General features: G+C 64.1%; 17 protein-coding genes. 5 read left to right on the top strand and 12 right to left on the bottom strand.

All coding sequences use genetic code 11. The features are described 5' to 3' along the window. Positions 1 to 29 precede the first annotated feature (29 nt). From F455_RS0112750 to F455_RS22095, 3 genes are all read right to left on the bottom strand, one after another. Positions 30 to 1,361, bottom strand: coding sequence for a porin (locus F455_RS0112750; RefSeq protein ID WP_018973686.1), 1,332 nt, complete (start codon positions 1,359 to 1,361; stop codon positions 30 to 32). Positions 1,362 to 1,421: 60 nt separating this feature from the next. Continuing rightward, positions 1,422 to 2,750 (bottom strand): MFS transporter, encoded by a 1,329-nt coding sequence (locus F455_RS0112755; protein ID WP_018973687.1) that lies wholly within the window; start codon positions 2,748 to 2,750, stop codon positions 1,422 to 1,424. Between the two features lie 106 nt (positions 2,751 to 2,856). After that, on the bottom strand, positions 2,857 to 3,216 hold the full coding sequence (locus F455_RS22095; protein ID WP_018973688.1) for a hypothetical protein: 360 nt from the start codon (positions 3,214 to 3,216) through the stop codon (positions 2,857 to 2,859). A 133-nt stretch (positions 3,217 to 3,349) separates the two neighbouring features. Between F455_RS22095 and F455_RS0112765 the strand changes: the two genes are divergently transcribed. The 5 genes from F455_RS0112765 (at position 3,350) to F455_RS0112785 (ending at position 6,804) form a co-directional block, all read left to right on the top strand. Beyond that, a complete protein-coding gene (locus F455_RS0112765) occupies positions 3,350 to 3,979 on the top strand; it encodes a methylthioribulose 1-phosphate dehydratase (protein ID WP_018973689.1) in 630 nt (209 codons plus the stop codon). After that, entirely contained in the window at positions 3,976 to 4,536 is a 561-nt protein-coding gene (locus F455_RS0112770) for a 1,2-dihydroxy-3-keto-5-methylthiopentene dioxygenase (RefSeq protein ID WP_018973690.1), read from the top strand. The genes F455_RS0112765 and F455_RS0112770 overlap by 4 nt, the downstream gene beginning before the upstream one ends. Further along, entirely contained in the window at positions 4,533 to 4,964 is a 432-nt protein-coding gene (locus F455_RS22100; protein ID WP_018973691.1) for a PH domain-containing protein, read from the top strand. Before F455_RS0112770 ends, F455_RS22100 begins: the two co-directional genes overlap by 4 nt. Then, positions 4,961 to 5,641, top strand: coding sequence for an acireductone synthase (gene mtnC, locus F455_RS0112780; RefSeq protein ID WP_018973692.1), 681 nt, complete (start codon positions 4,961 to 4,963; stop codon positions 5,639 to 5,641). Before F455_RS22100 ends, mtnC begins: the two co-directional genes overlap by 4 nt. A 137-nt stretch (positions 5,642 to 5,778) precedes the next feature. Further along, positions 5,779 to 6,804 carry a C13 family peptidase gene (locus F455_RS0112785; RefSeq protein WP_018973693.1) on the top strand — a complete coding sequence of 342 codons (1,026 nt, stop codon included), beginning with the start codon at positions 5,779 to 5,781 and terminating at the stop codon, positions 6,802 to 6,804. A 51-nt stretch (positions 6,805 to 6,855) separates the two neighbouring features. Here the strand turns inward: F455_RS0112785 and F455_RS0112790 are convergent, their stop codons facing one another. Genes F455_RS0112790 through hisG form a run of 9 tightly spaced genes read right to left on the bottom strand, consistent with a single transcriptional unit; the run spans position 6,856 to position 15,450 of the window. Beyond that, a complete protein-coding gene (locus tag F455_RS0112790) occupies positions 6,856 to 8,283 on the bottom strand; it encodes a M20/M25/M40 family metallo-hydrolase (RefSeq protein WP_211212322.1) in 1,428 nt (475 codons plus the stop codon). Between the two features lie 49 nt (positions 8,284 to 8,332). Then, positions 8,333 to 8,944, bottom strand: a complete 612-nt coding sequence (gene hisIE, locus F455_RS0112795; RefSeq protein ID WP_018973695.1) for a bifunctional phosphoribosyl-AMP cyclohydrolase/phosphoribosyl-ATP diphosphatase HisIE — start codon at positions 8,942 to 8,944, stop codon at positions 8,333 to 8,335. After that, the gene (gene hisF, locus F455_RS0112800) at positions 8,941 to 9,711 is read right to left on the bottom strand and encodes an imidazole glycerol phosphate synthase subunit HisF (protein WP_018973696.1); all 771 of its coding nucleotides are present in this window, start codon (positions 9,709 to 9,711) and stop codon (positions 8,941 to 8,943) included. Before hisF ends, hisIE begins: the two co-directional genes overlap by 4 nt. Continuing rightward, the gene (gene hisA, locus F455_RS0112805; RefSeq protein ID WP_018973697.1) at positions 9,705 to 10,430 is read right to left on the bottom strand and encodes a 1-(5-phosphoribosyl)-5-[(5-phosphoribosylamino)methylideneamino]imidazole-4-carboxamide isomerase; all 726 of its coding nucleotides are present in this window, start codon (positions 10,428 to 10,430) and stop codon (positions 9,705 to 9,707) included. The genes hisF and hisA overlap by 7 nt, the downstream gene beginning before the upstream one ends. Before the next feature lie 2 nt (positions 10,431 to 10,432). Then, on the bottom strand, positions 10,433 to 11,026 hold the full coding sequence (gene hisH, locus F455_RS0112810) for an imidazole glycerol phosphate synthase subunit HisH (protein WP_018973698.1): 594 nt from the start codon (positions 11,024 to 11,026) through the stop codon (positions 10,433 to 10,435). Further along, on the bottom strand, positions 11,026 to 12,132 hold the full coding sequence (hisB, locus tag F455_RS0112815; protein ID WP_018973699.1) for a bifunctional histidinol-phosphatase/imidazoleglycerol-phosphate dehydratase HisB: 1,107 nt from the start codon (positions 12,130 to 12,132) through the stop codon (positions 11,026 to 11,028). The genes hisH and hisB overlap by 1 nt, the downstream gene beginning before the upstream one ends. Continuing rightward, positions 12,129 to 13,214: a histidinol-phosphate transaminase gene (gene hisC, locus F455_RS0112820; RefSeq protein ID WP_018973700.1), complete on the bottom strand. Its 1,086-nt coding sequence runs from the start codon at positions 13,212 to 13,214 to the stop codon at positions 12,129 to 12,131. Before hisC ends, hisB begins: the two co-directional genes overlap by 4 nt. Next, the gene (gene hisD, locus F455_RS0112825; RefSeq protein ID WP_018973701.1) at positions 13,211 to 14,545 is read right to left on the bottom strand and encodes a histidinol dehydrogenase; all 1,335 of its coding nucleotides are present in this window, start codon (positions 14,543 to 14,545) and stop codon (positions 13,211 to 13,213) included. Before hisD ends, hisC begins: the two co-directional genes overlap by 4 nt. Beyond that, positions 14,542 to 15,450: an ATP phosphoribosyltransferase gene (hisG, locus tag F455_RS0112830; protein ID WP_018973702.1), complete on the bottom strand. Its 909-nt coding sequence runs from the start codon at positions 15,448 to 15,450 to the stop codon at positions 14,542 to 14,544. Before hisG ends, hisD begins: the two co-directional genes overlap by 4 nt. Positions 15,451 to 15,505: the final 55 nt, after the last annotated feature.

The following is a 15,505-nucleotide window of genomic DNA, read 5'->3' on the forward strand; positions in this document are numbered from 1 at the left end:
CGAGCGAAGCGGATGCCTTGTCCGAGCCGTCAGAACTGGAAGCGCAAGCCGATCATCGGATCGATCGTCGAACTGTGCAGATAACCCGAGGCGAGGCCATCCGCGACGCGGGAGAACATCGCGCCGGCGTAGGCGTCGAAGCGTTTGGCAAAGCGCCAATCCAGACGCACGGAATAGGCATCGAGCTCGCCGCTGCAAGTCGCTTCGCTGCGATCGTGGCAGGGCTTGGCACCATATGCATTCTGGTCGTAGTGATAATAGGCGCCGGTGATGTCCAGGTCCTTGGTGATCAGGTACTTCACTCCCGCCCAACTCACATCGAGCTTCTTGGTGTGTGGGAAAGCGGTGTTGTTGACCACGGCAAAGAGGTAACCGCCGAGTCCGACGAAACCCACCTTGAGCGGTTCGGACGGATTGTCGAACTCGATGTGTTCATACCCCGCCACCACCTTGAACGGACCGTGTGTGCAGCTGCCATCCAGCGTCCACGAAGTGTTGTCGGACACCGTGGCGGCAAGCGAGCCCACCGGCAATGTTTTTGCCTGCGCCGTGCTCAACGCCGCCGCGGAAACGCCCTGATCCTTGGACGCATAAACCACGTCGACCGAGAACTCCTTCCAGTCCAGGCCAAGGTTCGCCTGCCACGCCTCGCCCTGGCTGCCGTGGCCGCCATCGAAATGGTACAGGGCGGCCACGCGAAACATGTCGTGCTTCCAGTTGTACTTGAGCGAATTGTCGTAGCGCGAATCCTGGGTGTAACCGCCGCCGGCGGTCGTCCCGGACAGGCCGATGACCGAGAACGCGTACGATTGGTTCATCGGATCGTAACGCCCGATGTTGTCGATCAGCACGCTGTTGTGCCGGCCCGCGGTCAGGGTTCCCAGGTCGTTGGAACTCAGACCGAGAAATGCGGGACCGTTGAACAACTGCCCCGCACGCGAGGAGTCGCCTGCCGAGCGCTGATTGGTCAGCGCACGGCCGTTGTTGTAGGCCAACGACGCCGGGCCGTCGGACAACTTGCCATTCTGCGGATTGAAGCCGATCTCCGCGTTGAACACGAAAGCCAACGAATCGTTGAGCGCCTCCTTGCCGCGCACGGCGATCTTCGATTGCGACAGGCCGTTAGGCCCGAGGGTGGTGATCGATTTGTTGCTGTTTTTCGCGATCAGGTAGGCCATGCCAACGCCCCAATCGGGCGTGCGCGGCACGCCATGGGTTTGATGGACGAGGCCGATGTCGTAGGTGCCGTACAGCGTGATGCCGTGCCAGGTCAATTCGTCGTCCGCAGCAAAAGCAGGCAGGGAAAAACTCGCAACGGCCAGTGCAGTGGCAGCGCATATGAGCTGTTTCTTGCTGTTCATGCGATTTCCTCCTGGGGCCAAGTGAGGCAGTCGTGCATTGCGGGGTTCTGCCCTCGCAGATCACGATTCTTCGATGAGCGACGTCTTCTTCGTATCGGGCAGAAAGGCGTAGACCAGCAACGAGCAGGCGATGCAGGCAGTGACATACCAGTAGAAGCCACTCTCGTGGCCGCTTTGCTTGAACCACAGCGCCACGGTTTCGGCGCTGCCACCGAACATCGCGACGGCCAGCGCATACGGCAGGCCCACGCCGAGAGCGCGAATCTCGACCGGAAACAGTTCCGCCTTCACCACCGCGTTGATCGCGGTGTAGCCGCTGACCACGAGCAGCATCAACATGATCAGCGCGAACGCAGCGTACGGGTCTTTCGTCGCCTGCAGCGTGGTCAACACGGGCACAGTCAGCAGCACGCCGAGCACGCCGAACGCGATCAGGATCGGGCGCCGGCCGATGTAGTCGGAGAGGCCGCCGATGACCGGCTGCAACAGCATGTAGCCGAACAGCGTCGCCGCGTTGACCAGTGTCGCGGTTTCCTTGGACAAACCGACGCTGAGCACGAGGAACTTCGACATGTAGGTCGTGTAGGTGTAGAACGCGAGCGTGCCGCCCATGGTCAGGCCGATCACGATCAGCGCAGCGCGCCAGTGTTTGATCAGCAGGCCAAGCGAACCCTCGTTGCGTTTCACCTCGGGTTTGCCTTGGCTGCTGGTGAAGGCTGCGGTCTCGGCCATGTTGCGGCGCAGATACAAGGCAACGAGTGCGATTCCCGCGCCGATCGCGAACGGAATACGCCAGCCCCAGGCCTTGAGCTGGTCCTCGGTGAGCACCCACTGCTGCAGCACGATCAGCACGGCCAGCGCAGTCAATTGTCCGGCGATCAGGGTGACGTAGAGGAAGCTCGACCAAAAACCGCGGCGCTTGCTCGTTGCCATCTCCGACAGGTAGGTCGCCGAGCTGCCGTACTCGCCGCCGAGGCTCAGGCCCTGCAGCAGGCGCGCGAGCACGAGCACGATCGGCGCGGCCACGCCAATGCTCGCGTAAGTCGGGCACACGGCGATCAACAGCGAACCCGCACACATGAGCACGATCGAGCGCATCAGCGAGGCGCGCCGGCCGTGACGGTCGGCATAGCGGCCGAAGTACCAGCCGCCGATCGGACGCATCAGGAAGCCGACTGCGAACACCGCCGCCGCACTAAGCGCCTGCGCCACCGCATCGCCCTGCGGGAAGAACGACTTGGCGAAATAGAGCGAGAACGAGGTGTAGACGTACCAGTCGTAGTATTCGACGAGGTTGCCGATCGAACCGCCGACTATCGACTTGAGCCGCTGCAACGCCGACAACGCTGGCGCCGATCCCGCGGGAACCTCAACTGCGGCTGCATTCATCCGGCCTCCTCCCAGGCTAAGACGTGGTCCGAATCTAGTCGCTGGCGCCGCGGCGATCAATACGCAACCGCAGCACGAGCTTCGATGCAGCCGCGCGCAATGTGCCTCAGTGCATGGTGCCGCTGCCGCCTGTGCCGAAGTTCGGCGTGATCTCGGTTGGCAGGGGCGCAACCGTCGTCGCCTCGACGGGCTTGTATAGCAGCGACTGATGCAACCACAGCGAGGTCAGATGCACGCGATGCTCGTGCGGCAGCGCGAAGGCGAGCCAGCCCATTCCGGGATGGCGCAGCATGAACAGCACGCCGTTCGGCAGCGGCGAGGTATGCCATGAAGGATTCACGATCGCTTCGGCCTGCGGCGGAGGTTGCGACGGCGGCGCCGGCTCCAGCGTCGCGCGTCGCACTGCCGCATGCGCGATCAACTCGTCGAGCTCGGCTGCGGACAGATTGGAAATATCGATATTCACGTTGCCTCCACTTCAAGACTGCGATTCCGCTCGCAAGCGTAACGCTTCCTGCACCGCCCGGACATGTGTTTGCCGCAGTCATCCGCTATAGTTTCTGTCCAATACAAGCACAGAAAATCCACGGAGCGTCAGTTTGAGCTACACCGCGCAACAATTCGCCGAACGCGCCGAGGCCATCGCCAAAGCCGGACGCAAGCTCGGCGCGCTCGGCCTGACCCCGGCGACGAGCAGCAATTTCTCGATGCGCCTCGACGCCGACCATCTCGCGATCACGATCTCGGGTCGCGACAAGGGCGCGCTGACCGCGGACGACATCATGGTCGTCGATCGCGATGGCAAGGCGGTCGGCACTGCGGCACGGCCGTCCGCAGAAACGCTGTTGCATACGCAGATTTATGCGCGCTTCCCCGAGGCGAATGCCGTGCTGCACACGCATTCGCGCACGCAGACCGTCGCTTCGCGCCTGTATTCGAAGGAAGGGGTGATCCGCTTCGAGGGTTACGAATTGCAGAAGGCGATCGCCGGCCACACCACGCACGAGTCGCAGCTGGACCTGCCGGTATTTCCGAATACGCAGCAGATGCCCGAGCTCGTCGCCAAGGTGGACACTTGGATTGACGCGGGCAAGCCGCTATATGGTTACCTGATCGACGGCCACGGCATCTACACCTGGGGCCGCGACATGGCCGAAACCGAACGCCATATCGAGGCATTCGAGTTCCTGCTCAATTGCGAGCTGGATTTGAGGAGATTGAGACAATGAGCGAACTGCGCATCTATTCCGAAACCGACGGCAGCAAGCCGCTGGGTACATACGCCAAGCACGCCGACATCGCGCGCGAGCTCGGCAAGGTCGGCGTGCGCTTCGAGCAGTGGGAAGCGTCCAAGCCGGTCGCGCCGGGAGCGAGCCAGGACGAAGTCATTGCCGCCTATCGCGCCGACATCGAACGCCTGCAGCGCGAGGAAGGCTACCAGGCCGTCGACGTGATCAGCCTCAATCCCGATCATCCCGACCGCGCCGCGCTGCGCGCGAAGTTCCTCAACGAGCACACGCATTCGGAGGACGAAGTGCGCTTCTTCGTCGCCGGCCGCGGCCAGTTCACCTTGCACATCGACGCCAAGGTCTACGAAGTGCTGTGCATGCAGGGTGACCTGATCGGCGTGCCCGACGGCACACGCCACTGGTTCGACATGAGCGAGGCGCCCTACTTCATCGCCATTCGCCTGTTCACGAACAAGGAAGGCTGGGTTGCCAATTTTACCGGCAGCGACATCGCGGAAAAATTCCCGCGCCTCGCCGCGCAGCCGCTCGCCGCATGAGCTACATCCTGGAATCGCTCGCACCGGGCGAAACCGTCGTCGCACGCTTCCATCTGCACTGGACGGCGAAGGGGCGGCTGATCCTCGGCATCGTACTGATCCCGCTCGTCATCGGCATCTTCATAACGATCTACGAGTGGCTGCGCCTGCGCGGCATCGAACTCGGGGTCACCACGGCGCGCGTCGTGCACAAGACCGGTATCGTTGGCCGCGAGACCGAGGAAGTGCGCCTCAGCGCGATCGAAACGGTCGATCTCGAACAGAGCACCTGGGGACGCCTGCTCGGTTTCGGCAACGTGCGCGTCACCGGCCGCGGCGAAAGCAGTGTGCTGTTCGATCGGGTCGCCGATCCGGTCGGGGTCAAGCGCGCGATCGAGACTGCCTACTCGGCACATGTCGAGCACGCAAAGGACCCATCGAACCGATGATCCGCGCCATCGTCACCGATATCGAAGGCACCACGAGTTCGATCGACTTCGTCAAGGACGTGCTGTTCCCGTATGCGCGCGAGAAGCTGCCCGCGTTCGTTGAAACACACGCCGACCAGCCCGAGGTGCAGCACTGGCTGCACGAGGCCGCGCGCGAAGCGGGACTCGTCTCCGCAAGCCGCCAGGAAATCATCGACCTGCTGACGCGCTGGATCGACGAGGACCGCAAGGCGACGCCGCTCAAGGCGTTGCAGGGCCTGATCTGGGCGGACGGCTACGCCAGCGGCGAATTCAAAGGACACGTCTATCCCGAGGTCGCGGAAAATCTGCAAAAGTGGAAAAAGCAAGGAATCCACTTGTACGTTTATTCGTCGGGCTCGGTTGCGGCGCAGAAGCTGCTGTTCGGCCACAGCGAGGCCGGCGACCTGACGCCGCTGTTTTCCGGCTACTTCGATACCGAGGTCGGTGGCAAGCGCGAGGTCGATTCCTACCGGCGCATCGCTGCGGCGATCGGGATTCCGGCCGGCCAGATCCTGTTCCTATCCGACATCGTCCAGGAACTCGATGCCGCCGCTGCGGCCGGACTGCAGACCGTCCAACTGCTGCGCCCGACCACGGACGCGACTGCAAACCAGCATGAACAAGTCGGTGATTTCAACGAAATTTCAGTCGGTTAGCCTGTTTCTCGAGGCACGCCAATCGCATCAGACCGAAATCGTCGCGGCGCCGGATGAACGAAAATTCATGCGCTGCAGTGCAGCGTGAAATTTGTTAAAATATCGCTATTGCACCATTTTGCAGCGTCAATCCGGCCTTGATCCGCACGACCGCCCGCCTGCTCCTTGCCTTCGTCCTCGCCTTCACCGTGGGCGCAAGCGTTGGCGTGGCCGGCCTGGGCACGCACCAGCCCGACGCATCCGCGGCGGCGAAGGCAGCGGCCGAAAACGATGACAGCGCCGACCAACCCATCGTCTGGCCGGCCAACGTCGGCTCGCCCGAACAGGTTCTGTATGCGCAGTCGCAGCGCATGCAGGACGCGATCGACAAGCTCGCTCCGCGCGCGCCCGGCAAGGCCAATCTCTATCTGATTTCCTTTGCCGGCGACGGCGAGGAAAACGTATTTCGCAACGAAGTCGAATACGCCGAGAAGCTTTTTTCCGAGCGCTTCGACGCCAAGGGCCACGTGCTGACCCTGATCAACAATCCGGGCACGCTCGATCGCCGCCCGATCGCGAGCTTGTCCAATCTCGAACTCGCCATCGATGCGCTCGGCAAGAAACTCGACCCGATGGATGACGTGCTGATGGTGTTCATCACCACGCACGGTTCGCGCGCGCACGAGTTGTACGTCAGCCTCGATCCGCTGCCGCTCGACCAGATCGTGCCCGAGGACCTGGCCGACGTGTTTTCCGAATCGCCGATCAAGCACCGCGTGTTCGTCATTTCGGCTTGCTACTCGGGCGGCTTCGTCGATGCGCTCAAGGGCGACAGCACGATGGTCATCACTGCAGCGCGCGGCGACCGCGCTTCGTTCGGCTGCGGCACGAGCTCCGACATCACCGATTTCGGCCGTGCCTTCCTCGTCGACGCGCTCAATCGCACCGCATCGTTCACCGATGCGTTCGCCGATGCGAAGAAGGAAATCGACGCCTGGGAAACGCGCGACGAGCAGACGCATTCGCTGCCGCAGATCGCGACCACGCCCGCGATCGAAGCCGCGCTGAAGAAGTGGCGCGACGGGTTCAAGCCGGGCGCGGCGGTGCCGTTCCGCGCCCCCGTGCGCGAACACGTAATACCGTTCAAGCCGCGTACGGACAGGCCTGCGCACGACACTCCGTGATCCGCTCAGCGCGCTGCAATCGCCGATCGTGTGCCGCATTTGTGCAGCGCGCTACTGACTGGTCAGCGCCTTCAGATAGCGGTGGTAGAACTCGGCGGAATTGTCGAAGGCCTTGATACCAAGCCGCTCGTCACGCCCGTGCATGCGCACGTCGTCGCGGTCGATCGCCGCAGCGTTGAAGCCATAGGTTGGAATGCCGGCTGCCATCGTATACACGCTGTCCGATGCGCCCGTGGCCATGTCGACGACGATCGGCACTCCCGGCCACATCTTGCCCACCACCGCAGTCAGCGCGTCGAATACGTCTTTGCGCGGTGGTGGTGGCGGCAGCGCCTTGCGATCCGAACCGACATCGAGGCGCTGGTCGGTGACCGGATCGATTGCGCGCACGCGCAACTTCGGCTCGTCGAAAATTTTGACCAGATCGCGACGTACTTCTTCCGGGGAATGACCCGGCAGGATGCGGCAGTTGACGATGGCGGTCGCTCGCTGCGGCAGCGCATTGTTCGCATGCCCGCCGTCAAGGCGCGTCGCCACGCAGGTCGTGTGCAGCACCGAGTTGTAGCGCGCATCGCGGCTCAGGCGCGCGATCGCCTCGGCATCCGGTGGCGTTGCCAGCACCGCCTTGATGTCGTTCGCGCGCTGGCCGTCCTCGATCTTCTGCATATGTTCGAGCCAGGCGCGCGTAACCGCGTTCAACTCGAACGGAAACGAGGCTTTGCCGAGCCGCGACAAGGCACTCGACAGGACATAGACCGGATTGTCCGGCGTCGGCAACGACGAATGCCCACCCTTGTCGGTCGCTTCGAGTTCGTAGTCGGAATAGAGTTTCTCGGTCGCATCGACGTTGAGCACGACCGGCTTGCCGGCATCCGAATCGAGGCCGCCCGAGTCGGGATTGAGCGCAAACTCCGCATCGACGAGATCGCGATGGTTCTTCAGCAACCATTCGACGCCGTTGTCAGTGCCGCCCTCCTCGTCCGCAGTCAGCGCGAGGATGATATCGCGGTTCGGTACGAAGCCTTCCTTCTTCATGCGCAGCAGCGCGGCGACAGCGACCGCGTCGGAATTCTTCATGTCCTGCGTGCCGCGACCGTAGAAATAGCCGTCTTTCTCGTTAAACTTGAACGGGTCCATCGTCCAGTCGGAGCGAACCGCTTCGACCACGTCGAGATGACCGATGATCAGCATCGGCTTGTGCTTGCCGCTGCCGTGCAGGCGCGCGACGAGGTTGCCGCGCTTCGGATTCGTGCCTACCAGGACTTGCGCATCCTTGGCCGCGAAACCCGCGTCGAGAAAGCGCTTCTGCATCGCTTTGGCCGCGTCGGTCGTGCTGCCGACCGAGTCGGTCGTATTGATCTCGATCAGTTGCTTGAAAATTTCGCGCGCGAGCGGGTCGGGCGGAGTCGCGGCGTGGGCAGCATTGATCGCGAACGCAACGGACAGGGCGAGCAGGATCTTGAGCATGGCGGCTTTCACGACGTGGAAAGTCCGAATCATGCCATAGCCGCGCACGCGACAGGCAGCACTACTTGTGCCGCGCCCGCAGTTCCTCGACCACGTCGGCGAATTCGACGCCGCGCGCGCGCAGCAGCACGAGCAGGTGAAAAATCAGATCGGCCGATTCGCTGCGCAACGCGGCCTCGTCCTGTGCGACCGCAGCCAGCGCGGTCTCCACGCCCTCCTCGCCGACCTTCTGCGCAATGTGGCGAATACCGCCTTCGAACAGCTTGGTCGTATAGCTGCCAGCGGGCCGTTCGCGTTCGCGTTGCGCGACGAGCGCGTCGAGTTCGGCGAGGAACGCGAGCGGCGGTTCCGCGCCGTCGCCGAAGCAGCTTTGCGTACCCTTGTGGCAGGTCGGCCCGATCGGCTCGGCCTGGATCAGGATCGTGTCGTTATCGCAGTCGCCGCGCAGCGACTTCAGCAACAGAAAATGGCCTGAAGTTTCGCCCTTGGTCCACAGGCGTTGCTTGCTGCGGCTGAAGAACGTCACCTTTCCGGTTTGCTGCGTCTGCGCGAGCGCGTCGGCATTCATGTATCCAAGCATGAGCACGGCGCCGCTGCGCCAGTGCTGTACGACCGCAGGCAGCAACCCGTCGCCTTTCGCCCAATCGAGTTGCTTTGTATCCAAATCACTCATGGCCGTACCGGTATGTCTTCTTCACGCAGGAAAGTCTTCAGCCGAGGAATCGCGATCGCGCCCGAGTGGAACACGCTCGCGGCGAGTGCGCCATCGACGTCGGCATCGCGGAACACATCACGAAAATGCTCGACCATACCGGCGCCGCCCGAGGCGATCAGCGGCACCTTGCACAGCGTGCGAACGGCACGCAGTTGTTCGATGTCGTAGCCATGGCGCACACCATCCGAGCCCATGCAGTTGAGCACGATTTCACCGGCGCCACGTACCTGGACCTCTTCAACCCAAGATAAGGTCCCGCGCGCAAGCGCACGGGTTTTCGTCGGATCGCCCGTGTACTGGCGCACGCGCCATTCGCCGTCGTCATCGCGCAGCGAATCGACGCCGACGACCACACACTGCACACCAAACGCATCGGCCAGCTCGTCGACCAACTCGGGGCGCTCGAGCGCGGGCGAATTGACCGAGACCTTGTCCGCACCCGCATGCAGCACCGCGCGCGCATCGTCAACGCTGCGGATACCGCCGGCGACGCAGAACGGAATGTCGATCACGCGCGCCACGCGCGCGACCCAATCGCGATCGACCGAGCGGCCCTGCGGGCTCGCGGTGATGTCGTAAAACACAAGCTCGTCCGCGCCCTCGTCGCGATAGCGCTGTGCCAAGTCGACGATGTCGCCCATCTCGACGTGGTCGCGAAAGCGCACGCCCTTGACGACCTTGCCGTCCTTCACGTCAAGACAGGGAATGATTCTGCGGGTCAGCATGAGAATGCCTCCGCGAGGGTGAGCTTGCCTTCGAGCAGACTGCGCCCGAGCACGACGCCGCCGACGTCCTGCGTACGCAACGCCTGCACGTCGGCAAGATCGCGTACGCCGCCCGAGGCGATCAGCGAGAGCTGCGGCGCGATACGCTGTACGTGCTTGTAAAGGTCGAGGTTCGGTCCGGACAGCATGCCGTCGCGGCTGATGTCGGTACACAGCAAATGCTTGGCGCCCGCGTTCGCGTAGCGTGGCGCAAGCTCGTCGAGCGTGGCGCCTTCGCTCTGCGTCCAGCCCGCACTCGGCAGGCGCCAGACGCCATTCTCGTTACGCGTATCCAGCGCGATGCAGAGCCGATCCTCACCGTAGCGGGAAATCCACTTTTCCACTTTTTCCGGCTCGCGTACCGCAACACTGCCGACGACGACACGCGCCACGCCGGCATCGAGCAGGCGCTGCACGTCGTCCTCGCTGCGCACGCCGCCGCCCGCTTGCACCGCGAGACGCTCGGCCGCAGCGATCTTCTCGATCACGCGCAGGTTCTCGAACGCGCCGGACTTGGCCCCGTCAAGGTCAACAAGATGCAGCCACGTCGCACCGGCGTCGGCGTAATCGGCAGCAAGCGCGCAGGCGTCGAACTCGTAGCGCGTTTCCTGCGCATAGTCGCCCTGCTTGAGGCGCACGACGCGGCCGGCGCGCAGATCGATGGCTGGAATGATTTGCATGGTCACAACTTGATGAAATTTTCGAGCAGCCTGGCGCCGACCGCTGCCGAGCGTTCGGGATGAAATTGCGCTCCGTAGAAGTTGCCCCGCTGCACGACGGCCGAAAACGCGCCGCCGTAATCGTAGCTCGCCAAAGTGTAGTCGCCGACGGACGCGGCGTAGCTGTGCACGAAGTATGCGAAAGCGCCAGCATCGATGCCAGCCAGCAGCGGGCTCGCCCTTTGTATCTGCAGCGAATTCCAGCCCATGTGCGGCACGCGCAGCGCATCGCTCTTGGCAAAGAGCTGCAGGCTGGCAGGAATCAACCCGAGGCAAGGCGTATCGCTTTCCTCGGAATGCTCGAACAGAAGCTGCATGCCGAGACACACGCCGAGCACGGGCTGGGTCAGGCCGCGCACGACATCGACCAGGCCGGTCTCGCGCAGACGCTGCATGCCGGGTGCGGCCGCACCGACGCCAGGAAGAATCACGTGCGTCGCCGCACGGATTTCATCCGCGTTGCTCGACAGCGGGGCATCGACGCCGAGACGCTGCAGCGCATAGCGGACCGAGCCGATATTGGTGCCGCCGGCGTCGATCAACACGACGTTTGCCATCACAAGGCTCCCTTCGTGCTCGGCAGCTCGGAGCCCTCGCGACGCAGTGCGATGCGCAGCGCACGCGCGACCGACTTGAAACAGGCTTCGACCATGTGATGCGCGTTGTCGCCGCGCACGGCGAGATGCAGATTCGCACCGAGCGTGTCGCAGAGCGAACGGAAGAAATGCGGCACGAGCTCGGTCGGTATGTCGCCGACACGGTCGCGCGGAAAGCTGCCATCGAAAACGAAATATGCACGCCCCGAGAGGTCGATCGCGGCGCGCGCAATCGTCTCGTCCATCGGCAACGTGATATCGACGATCGCGACGCCCTGGGGCGTCTCCGCCGCAGCGCCGTAGCGGCCGACGCCGCGCTTGTCGCCGAGTGCCTGGCGCAGCGCAGAACCAAGCGCCAGAGCGCAGTCCTCGATCGTGTGATGCTCATCGATATGCGTGTCGCCGTCACAGGAGAGTTCCAACGCAAAGCCGCCATGCTTGCCGATCTGTTCGAGCATGTGATCGAAGAAGCCGAGTCCGGTATGCACCTTCGGCTCGGCCGGGCGATCAAGATCAACCTGCACCGCGATGCGCGTTTCCTTCGTGTTGCGTTGAACCGATGCGCGCCGCGGCGCGTCGCACAGCTCGTGTGCGATCGCATTCCAGTCCCATTCGCCCGTGTCGAGGCGGAAGCTGCGGATGCCCAGGTTCGCGGCGAACTGTGCGTCGGTCTCGCGGTCGCCAACCATTGCGGATTGCGCGCGGCTCCAGCCGTCATCGGCCAGCCAGTGACGCACGAGCCCCGTGCCGGGCTTGCGCGTGTCGCGACCTTCGTGAGCGAAGCTCGGATCGATCAGGACTTCGTGGAAGCGAATGCCTTGCGATGCGAAGATACGCATCATCAGTTCGTGCGGACCATCAAACGTGTGCTGCGGAAAGCTGTCGGTGCCGAGACCGTCCTGATTGGTGATCATCACCAGTTCGTAGCCGGCCGCGACGATGCGCGACAGTGCCGGAATGACGTTGTCGGCGAGCGCGAGTTTCTCGAACGAATCGATCTGATAATCGGCCGGCTCGACGATCAAGGTGCCGTCGCGGTCGACGAAAAGCAGCTTACGTCCGCTCATGCCGCCACCTCCTGCAGACCGAGCGCGCCGAGGACGGCCGTGTTTTCCTGCGGCGAGCCGATCGTGATGCGCAGGCAGCCGGCCAGCCCGGGATAGCGGCCGACGTCGCGCACGATGATGCCGAGCGCGAGCAGGGCCTTATAGGTTTTCTGCGCATCCGCGAAGCGCACGCAGAGGAAATTCGCCGACGAGGGGTGGACCGCGAGCACGCCAGCCGCGGCCGGCAGCGAACGCGACAGCCGCCCGCGTTCGCTCAGCAGGACGGCGATGCGTTCCTGCGCCTGCGCGACGCCCTGCGGCGACAGCGCGGCAAGCGCGGCATCCACGCACAACGCAGGAATCGGATACGGCGCCTGGATCCGCCGCAGCAGCGCGACGATTTCGGCATGCGCGATCAGCGTGCCGACACGCGCACCGGCAAGCGCATGGGCTTTTGACAGTGTGCGCAGCACGGCGACGTTCGCGTGCGTGCCGAGCAGGCTCGTTGCACTCATTGCACCGTCGGCGAATTCGAGATAGGCCTCGTCGACCACGACCAGCGCACGATCGCGCAGCGCGGTTGCCAGGCGTTCGATCGTGGCGAGTGGCACGAGCGCGCCGGTCGGATTGTTCGGCGTGCAGACGAAGACGAGCTTGGTCGAGTCGGTGATTCGCGCGAGCATGGCGTCGACATCGACGCTGAAATCCGCGGCCAGCGGTGTCTCGATCACGGCGGCGCCCTGCGTGCGCGCGGCGACGGCGTACATGCCGAACGTCGGCGGCGAGATCGCGATCGTGTCGCGACCCTCGTGACAGAACGCGCGCACGAGCAGGTCGATCGCCTCGTCGCTGCCGCGCCCGACGAGAATCTGCTCGACGGCAACGTCGTAAAGTTCGGCCAGCCGGGTGCGCAGTGCCTTCGGCTGCGGATCGGGATAGCGATTCAGCTCCGAATCGCCGCTGCCTGCCGGAGCCCAGGGCGATTCGTTCGCGTTGAGCATGATCGTCGCCTGCCCCGCTTCCATGCGCGCCGACGAGTACGCCTGCATGGCCAGAATTTCCGGCCGCGCGCGCTCGAGCAATTTCGAGATCGAGGCACTCATCGCTTCGCCTCCAGATCGGCCAGGCGCAACGTGACGGCACGCTCGTGCGCGTTCAGGCGCTCCGCGCGCGCCAGCGTCGCCGCGGAGGGTCCGATCGCGCGCAGGCCGTCGGCAGACAATTCCTGCACGGTGATCTGCTTGACGAAGCTCGCGACCGACACGCCGCTCCACGCGCGCGCGTAGCCGTAGGTCGGCAGCACATGATTGGTGCCGCTGCAGTAGTCGCCCACTGCCTCTGGCGACCACGGACCGAGAAAGACCGAGCCGGCATTTTCCACTTTTGACAAAAGTGTACGTGGCTCGCGAACGTTGAGAATCAGGTGCTCAGGCGCATAGTCGTTGCTGATCGCAACGGCCTCGGCGAGCGAAGTGACGCGAATCAGGCGGCTTTTCGCCAGCGCGACGCGGGCGATGTCGGCGCGCGGCAATTGGGCGAGCTGGCGTGTCAACGCCGTCCGCACCGATTCGAGTACTGTGTGATCGTCGGCCAGCAACAGTACCTGCGAATCGGGCCCATGTTCGGCCTGCGACAGCAGATCGGCGGCGACGAATTCGGGATTCGCCGAAGCATCGGCGATGACCAGCACTTCGGACGGCCCTGCCGGCATATCGATCGCCGGACCGTCGGCGAGTGCCGCTACCTGGCGCTTCGCTTCAGTGACGTAAGAATTTCCCGGCCCGAACAGCTTGTCGCAGGCGGGCACCGACTCGGTGCCGAAGGCCATCGCCGCGATCGCCTGCGCGCCGCCGAGTTTGAACACCTGGCGGATGCCGCACAGCGCGGCGACGTACAGCACCGCCGCGTCGGCGCGCCCGTCCTTGCCGGCCGGCGTACACAGAACCACCTGCGGATTCTTCGCGATCTGCGCCGGCACGCCGAGCATCAGCGCAGTCGACGGCAGCGGCGCGCTGCCCGCGGGCACGTACAGGCCCACGCGCGCGATCGGCCGCGTCACGCGTTCGCAGACCACACCCGGTGCGGTCTCGATCGCCACGGTCTGCGGTGCGGCGGCACGATGGAATATTTCGATGCGTTCCTTCGCCTCGGCGATCGCCTGCTTCAGCACCGGGTCGAGGCCGGCTTCGGCTTCGGCAAATTCGGCGTCGCTAACCGCGAACGTCGCGAGCTCGCAGCCGTCGTAGCGGCGCGTCAGCGCGCGCAGGCTCGCATCGCCGTCGGCGCGCACCTGATCGAGGATGCGCGCCACTGCGGCGTCCAGTTCCTCACCGCGCTCCTGCACGGGGCGGCGCAACGATGCGCGGCGTGTGCCTGCATCGAGCGTCGCCCATTCGAGAATCGGCAGTTCCATATTTTCCCGCTGCGCGTTCATGCCAGGATCTTCTCGACGGGAAGCACGAGCAGTTGGCTTGCACCGGCACGCTTCATGTCTTCGAGATGCGTCCAGGTCACCGCGCCGTAGCACACGGCCTGCAGCGCGACCCGATCGGGACTGCCTTCGATCGGCAGCAGCGTCGGCGTTTGCGCATTCGGCAAAATGGCGCGGATCGTCTCGATAGCGCTGCGCGCCGCGTGCAGCATCACGAGCTTGGACTCGCGCACCTGGATCACGCCGTCGATGCGACGCAGCAGCAGTTCGCGCAGATCGCCGCGCTCATCAAGCGGCACTTCTTCAGGACCGGCGATGACGGCTTCGCTGTCGAGCAGGACGACCGCTTCCTTGAGCTGATTCGCCGTGAGCGTCGCGCCACTGGAGACAAGATCGCAGATCAGGTCGGCCGTGCCGAGGCGCGGCGCGATCTCGACCGAGCCGGCGAGGAACACGACCTTTGCTGCGACGCCGTTGCGCGCGAGCCAGTCAGCCAGCAGCGCCGGATACGAAGTGGCGATGCGCAGACCCTGCAGCTGCTGCGGATTTTCGTACTCCATTTCCTGCGGTAGCGCGATCGACAGACGGCAGCGGCTCGTGTTGAGCGGGCGCAATTCGACGCCAGGCGCGGCTTCGCCGTTCGCGCGCGCCACCAGCGCCTGCTCGGCGAGCACGTTGCGCCCGACGATGCCGAGGTCGGCCACGCCCTGTGCGATCAGGCCGGGAATGTCGTCGTCGCGAACGAGCAAGAGGTCGATCGGCATGCTCTCGCCGAAGCAGAACAGCTTGTCTCTGCTTTGGCGGAACTTGAGGCCGCAGCGCGCGAGCAAGTCCTGGGACACATCGGCCATGCGTCCGGACTTCTGGATCGCGATGCGCAGGCGATCGCGGGTTTTCGTCGTGGTCATCGTTTCTGCATTCTTTTGGCGAGAAGGAAAAGATGGGCGGGCCTCCTGCCCGCCC

Source organism: Rudaea cellulosilytica DSM 22992 (genome assembly GCF_000378125.1).
GTDB classification, from domain to species: Bacteria; Pseudomonadota; Gammaproteobacteria; order Xanthomonadales; family Rhodanobacteraceae; genus Rudaea; species Rudaea cellulosilytica.